7 protein-coding genes are annotated in these 5,753 nt (G+C 60.7%); 4 read left to right on the top strand and 3 right to left on the bottom strand.

Annotated features, from left to right (window positions below; all coding sequences use genetic code 11):
* Positions 1–718, top strand: a 718-nt coding sequence (locus AC1DWI_RS11960; protein ID WP_477724901.1) for a 5'-methylthioadenosine/adenosylhomocysteine nucleosidase, incomplete at its 5' end; no start/stop codon positions are given.
* A gap of 98 nt (positions 719–816) precedes the next feature.
* Here AC1DWI_RS11960 and AC1DWI_RS11955 read toward each other — a convergent pair.
* Both AC1DWI_RS11955 and AC1DWI_RS11950 read right to left on the bottom strand, forming a co-directional pair.
* Positions 817–1,806, bottom strand: a complete 990-nt coding sequence (locus AC1DWI_RS11955; RefSeq protein WP_477668780.1) for a magnesium and cobalt transport protein CorA — start codon at positions 1,804–1,806, stop codon at positions 817–819.
* Between the two features lie 242 nt (positions 1,807–2,048).
* On the bottom strand, positions 2,049–3,263 hold the full coding sequence (locus AC1DWI_RS11950; protein WP_477724900.1) for a patatin-like phospholipase family protein: 1,215 nt from the start codon (positions 3,261–3,263) through the stop codon (positions 2,049–2,051).
* 462 nt (positions 3,264–3,725) lie between these two features.
* On the opposite strand from AC1DWI_RS11950, the gene hpf reads away from it, so the two are divergent.
* Positions 3,726–4,055 carry a ribosome hibernation-promoting factor, HPF/YfiA family gene (gene hpf, locus AC1DWI_RS11945; RefSeq protein WP_007872838.1) on the top strand — a complete coding sequence of 110 codons (330 nt, stop codon included), beginning with the start codon at positions 3,726–3,728 and terminating at the stop codon, positions 4,053–4,055.
* Positions 4,056–4,112: 57 nt separating this feature from the next.
* Here hpf and AC1DWI_RS11940 read toward each other — a convergent pair whose 3' ends face one another.
* Positions 4,113–4,406: a hypothetical protein gene (locus tag AC1DWI_RS11940; protein ID WP_477668940.1), complete on the bottom strand. Its 294-nt coding sequence runs from the start codon at positions 4,404–4,406 to the stop codon at positions 4,113–4,115.
* Between AC1DWI_RS11940 and AC1DWI_RS11935 the strand changes: the two genes are divergently transcribed.
* Both AC1DWI_RS11935 and hprK read left to right on the top strand, forming a co-directional pair.
* Positions 4,296–4,769 (top strand): PTS sugar transporter subunit IIA, encoded by a 474-nt coding sequence (locus tag AC1DWI_RS11935; RefSeq protein ID WP_477668778.1) that lies wholly within the window; start codon positions 4,296–4,298, stop codon positions 4,767–4,769. The genes AC1DWI_RS11940 and AC1DWI_RS11935 overlap by 111 nt on opposite strands.
* 68 nt (positions 4,770–4,837) lie before the next feature.
* Positions 4,838–5,753: HPr(Ser) kinase/phosphatase (hprK, locus tag AC1DWI_RS11930; RefSeq protein WP_477724899.1), on the top strand; the 916-nt coding region annotated here is incomplete at its 3' end.

Raw genomic sequence — 5,753 nt, 5'->3', positions numbered from 1 at the left:
CCTCAGCGCCCTTGCTGAAGAGCAGTCCGGCCTGATTGACCTGCTGGAAAACGCGCGGCAGGTGAAGCACGCTGGCCGCGAGTTCTGGCTTGGTGCCCTGCACGGGCACCCGGTCGTGCTGGTGCTCGCGCGTATCGGAAAAGTGGCGGCAACCACCACKGCGGTGGCGCTGATCGAGCACTTCAAGGTCGGCCGCATTGTATTCACCGGTGTGGCCGGTGGGCTGGGCGAAAGTGTGAATGTGGGCGATGTGGTGGTGGCCGACAGTTTTGTGCAGCATGACATGGACGCCTCACCGCTGTTTCCCCGCTATGAGGTTCCGCTGTATGGCAAGACGGTTTTTGAAAGCAACGCGGCTTTGACGGCGTTATTGCACGCGGCGGCGCTGGCTGCCGGTACTGTGCCGGCGTATCCGTCTGCGCGTGTCCACCGCGGGCTGATGATCAGCGGCGACCGCTTTGTCTGCGGTGCGCAGGAAGCCGCCGGTATCCGTGCGGCACTGATTGCAGCAGGCCACACGCCGCTGGCGGTCGAGATGGAGGGTGCGGCCGTGGCGCAGGTCTGCCATGACTACGGCGTGGCGTTTGCGTCGGTGAGAACGATTTCCGACCGCGCCGACGACACCGCGCACGTGGACTTTCCGGCATTTGTGGCGGAAGTGGCCAGCGTCTACGCGCGTGCCATTGTTGAGAAGTTGCTGCCGGCGATTCCCGTTTAAAGTGTTTGCTATCTATTTGATAGCTGCTCGCGCTTGTCTGTATTGGGTTGGATCCTGATTTGATACCTGGGGTGCATCCCGCGGCAGCTTGAGAGCGGCTATTTCAGCCAGCCCCGCTTGCGGAAATAGATCATCGGCACCAGTGCACTGGCCACCATCAGCGCGATCACATACGGATAAGCCGCCGGCCCCAGAAGCTGCAGTTCGGGGAAAGACATATTCATGCCGTAGATGCTGGCGATCAGCGTAGGCGGCAGCAGCGCGACGCTGGCCACCGAGAATATCTTGATGATCTTGTTCTGGTTGATATTGATGAAGCCTACCGTGGCATCCATCAAAAAGTTGATCTTGTCAAAGAGGAAGGCGGTGTGTGAATCGAGCGAGTCGATGTCGCGCAGAATCTGCCGCGCTTCCTCGAACTGCTCGGCGTTGAGCATCTTGCTGCGCATCATGAAGCTGACCGCGCGGCGCGTGTCCATCATGTTGCGGCGGATGCGGCCGTTCAGGTCTTCGTGGCGGGCAATGGCGCCCAGCACTTCGCCGGCCAGGGCGTCGGTCACGTCGCCCGACAACACCTGCGCGCTGACTTTTTCGAGCTCGACATAAACGCCTTCCAGCGTGTCGGCGGAATACTCGGCGTCGGCGTCAAACAGCTTGAGCAGCACCTCCTTGGCGTCTTCGATAAGCCCCGGGGCGCGGCGCGCGCGCATCCGCAGCAGGCGAAAAACCGGCACGTCTTCGTCGTGGATGGAAAACAGCACACCCTTGCTCTTGAGGTCGTCGTTGACCAGGTTCAGGATGAAAGCCACCCGCACGGTGCGCGGCTCTTCGTCGTCGGCAATCAGGAAGTCGGAGCGGATGTGCAGCTCGCCGTTGTCTTCCTCGTAGAAGCGCGCGGACTCTTCAATGTCCTCGTCCATCGCGTCTTCCGGAATGGACAACCCGTAGTACTGCTTGATCCAGCGTTTTTCTTCGAGGGTGGGAGACTCCAGATCCACCCAGATGGGCTGGAATTTGGAGAGTTCTTCCAGGGATTCGATTTCTTCCTGGAAAAGCCGGCCGTTGGCCAGCGTGAAAATATTGAGCATGACTGACTGCCTATCGGTTCAAGGGCCGGCACAAGGCGAACGCTCAGGCCTTGCGCGAAAGCGCGGTAAAAGGGCGGTGGGATATGGCATCGCTTTCAACCCCCTTTCAACGTGAGCCTTTGCAAGCCTGGCGTCAGTCTGCGGTGTTGAAAGCTAGCAACTAGGGCTACTTTCCAAGGATTTCTCCGTAATGAATAAGCGGCGATTATGGCATTTCACACCTGGTTTATCCACCGCTTGCGCTACATAAAAAACTCGATGAGCTCGCTCTTTCGCGCGTAAGCGTCCTGTTCGCCCAGCGCCATCAGCGCCTTGACAAACCCCGGCTCGAACAGCRGGTAGCTGGCCAGTGCGGCGCCTCCCGGACTGCCTTTGGCGCCCAGCGCACCCAGGCCAGCCAGCGCGTTGTAGGTCCCCCGCGGTAATTCGCCGGCGTGGGCTTGCGCCAGTGCGTCGAGCGACTGTGACGGTGCAATCGCCAACACGTCGACGGGCCGGTAGGGCATGACAGCCGCGATTTCGCGCGGCATCTGCCGCACGGTTTTGCTCACGCGCTGGGCCTGCTCCACGTCGGCCTGCAGCGTGTCCTGAAACACACTGGCCATGGCATGGCCGGCAATGGCGCCCAGCGTGGGCCGGCCGCTCACGTTCGGCCCGTTGCTGCCGACGAAACCGGCGCGCTCGGGTTGCCCCACGCCGATCACCAGCACCTTGCTGGCCCCAAGGTGCAAGGCGGGTGAGAGCGGGGAGCTCTGGCGCATGGAACCATCGCCAAAGAACTCGCGGTGGCCGTCCACCCAGAGCGGCGTGGAGGGGAACAGGAAGGGAATGGCGCTGGAAGCCATCAGGTGTTCGATGGTGACGGGCTGGAACTCTGCACGCCGCCCTGGCCGGCTCCAGAGATCGGCGTGGCGGCCGGCAGCCATCTGGCAGAACGTCCAGTGCACGCCGCTGCTGTAGCTGGAGGCCGTGATGGCCAGCGCGTGAAGGGTTTTATCCTGCAGCACCTGCTCGATGTGGCCCAGCGAAATGGCATGGTGCAAGGTGTCGACCAGCGGTGTGTTGTCCAGCAGGGATTGTTGCGCCCGCACCTGCTGCGACAAAAACAGCGCCGCCGCAATGCGGCTTGAACGGATCCACGCGGGAACCTTGAGCTGGTAAACCTGCGATGAGCGCAATGTGGTCCAGAAATTGGCCAATCGGCCGAATGCCTGCAAGCCTTCACCCGCATGGCTTGCCAGGAAAGCTGCGTTCAACGCACCGGCTGACGTGCCCACCAGGATCTTGAACGGGAATTTCGGGTCAGCCGCACCGCCCTGCACGCTGAGCATGGTTGACAGGGCGTGAAGCACTCCCGCCTGGTAGGCCGTGCGTGCGCCGCCGCCCATGAGGACAAGGGCATTTTGCGCCTCGTCAGGGCGGGTTAACGCAGAAGAAATGATGGTCTCAAGCGACATGGCCGGGCCGGGTATGCGGCGGACGTGGTGAAAGCAGGCGGGGCATGAGCTTGATCGGCTGGTGTTATGGTTTTTTCGCCATGGGGCGCTGTTTCAGTCTTTGCCATTGCCTCATTGATGGGGCCGGGCCGGCTGCGGGCAATTGTGTCAGCATGATGCCGCCGCGAAAGACTTCCTGCAAGTCCGCTGGCTTGGCCGCCACACGGTTTGACTTGGTAAAAAGCCAGAAGAATCAAAGGCCTTCAGGCGCTGCCAGGGCGGCACGCCAGCACTCAGCGCATGCAGTGAAATCGGGTCAAGGGGTTTTTCATAAGGTTTCATTATTTATTGCGGCGCAAGGTTGCAATTGCGGGGCATCGGGCGCATAGTGAATCCAAGAGAGTGTCCCCGTCCGCTGCCTCGCCTTCATGGGCCCGGCAGTGTTTTCAACCCAGCTCCAACCTTGGAAAAAGGAGTCTCTTTATGAACTTGACGATCAGCGGCCACCATCTTGAAGTTACCCCCGCGCTACGCGGTTATGTGACCAGCAAGCTGGATCGGATTACCCGGCATTTCGACCAGGTAGTAGACGTAAAAGTCCTGTTGACAGTGGACAACATGAAAGAAAAGGAAAGACGCCAGCGGGCCGAATGCAATGTGCATGTCAAGGGCCGCGACCTGTTTGCCGAGAGCTCCCACGCTGATCTTTACGCCGCAGTTGATGAATTGACAGACAAGCTGGACCGTCAGGTTGGGCGTTACAAAACCAGAACCCAGGATCACCACCACGTTGCTGCCAAGCGCCAGGCCTGAAAGTCTTTTCGGGCTGTCCCTTTTCAGAGTGCGCGGCTTCTCCTCGAAGGGCCGCATTCACCGGTGGCGTGCAGACGGAAAAACCTGCATTGCACGTTTTCTGTCGCGGCGAATCTGCAGGGCATCTGCAGGCGCGCCAAACCAGACGCCGAAGCCGCTTGTGGCGCCAAGCGGCTTTTTAATGCCTTTTTTGCGGTCAACCCGCTGCAAAGTGCATAATTCGGCGACTAAAAGATTGTTATGAACCGTCTTTCGCAAATTTTGCCCCCCTCCCAGGTTCTGGTCAGCGTTGAAGCGACCAGCAAGAAGCGCGCTTTCGAGGAAGCCGGTCTGCTGTTTGAGAACCAACATGGCCTGAACCGCGCATTGATCACGGACAGCCTGTTCGCCCGCGAACGCCTGGGCTCCACCGGGCTTGGCCACGGCGTGGCGATTCCGCACGGCCGGATCAAGGGCCTGAAGGCCCCCATGGCGGCCGTTTTCCTGTTGCAGGCGCCCATTGGCTTCGATGCGCCGGACGAACAGGCCGTAGCCCTGCTGATTTTTCTGCTGGTTCCCGAGGCTGCCACTCAAAAACACCTCGAAATTCTTTCGGAAATTGCCGAATTGCTTAGCGACAGCTCCCTGCGCGAGCAACTCAAGACCAGCACCGATGCCGCTGGACTGCACAACCTGATCGCTTCCTGGCATTCCGTCCACGAAGTCAGTTCTTAGATGCGGTGTTGCACGGTTGCACGCTGTCCGGCCCGGCAGGGTCTTGAACAGGAAAAGTACAAGGCCGCATGAAGCCCACCGTTGTCAGCGCTGACGTTTTATTTGAAGACCACCGCGCCGCCCTGAAATGGGAATGGGTTGCCGGCCTCGGGGCCTCCGAGCGGCGTTTCGACGAAGTCGCCGTGCGGGCTGCACGCTCTGGCGCCGATCTGGTCGGATACCTCAACTACATTCATCCCTACCGCGTGCAGATCCTGGGCGAACGCGAGGTTGCTTACCTCACGAATGCCAGCCCTGAGGACTGCGCCCGGCGCATTTCCCGCATCATCACGCTGGAGCCACCGGTGCTGATCGTCGCCGACGGCCAGACCGCGCCGGACACGCTGCTGTCGATGTGCGAACGCGCCCAGTTGCCGATGTTCGCCACGCCCGAATCGGCGGCTTTCGTGATTGACGTGCTCAGGGCCTACCTGTCCAAGCATTTTGCCGACCGCACCTCCATGCATGGCGTGTTCATGGACATCCTGGGCCTGGGCGTCATGATCACCGGTGAATCCGGCCTGGGCAAAAGTGAACTGGGGCTGGAACTGATTTCGCGCGGACACGGCCTGGTGGCCGACGATGCGGTAGACCTGTACCGGATCAACCAGACCACGATTGAAGGACGCTGTCCGGAACTGCTGCAAAACCTGCTGGAAGTACGCGGCATCGGCCTGCTCGACATCAAGGCCATTTTTGGCGAGACGGCGGTGCGCCGCAAGATGCGCCTGAAGATGATCGTGCACCTGGTGCGCCGCGAAACGCTAGAGCGCGATTACGAACGCATCCCGTACGAACCGCTGACGCAGGACGTGCTGGGCATCCCGGTGCGCAAGGTCATCATCCAGGTGGAAGCCGGCCGCAATATCGCCGTGCTGGTCGAGGCCGCCGTGCGCAATGCGATCTTGCAGCTGCGCGGCATCAATACCTACCAGGATTTCGTGG

The organism is Polaromonas sp. P3_C2, from assembly GCF_056402675.1.
This window is presented reverse-complemented; position numbering and strand designations above follow the sequence as displayed.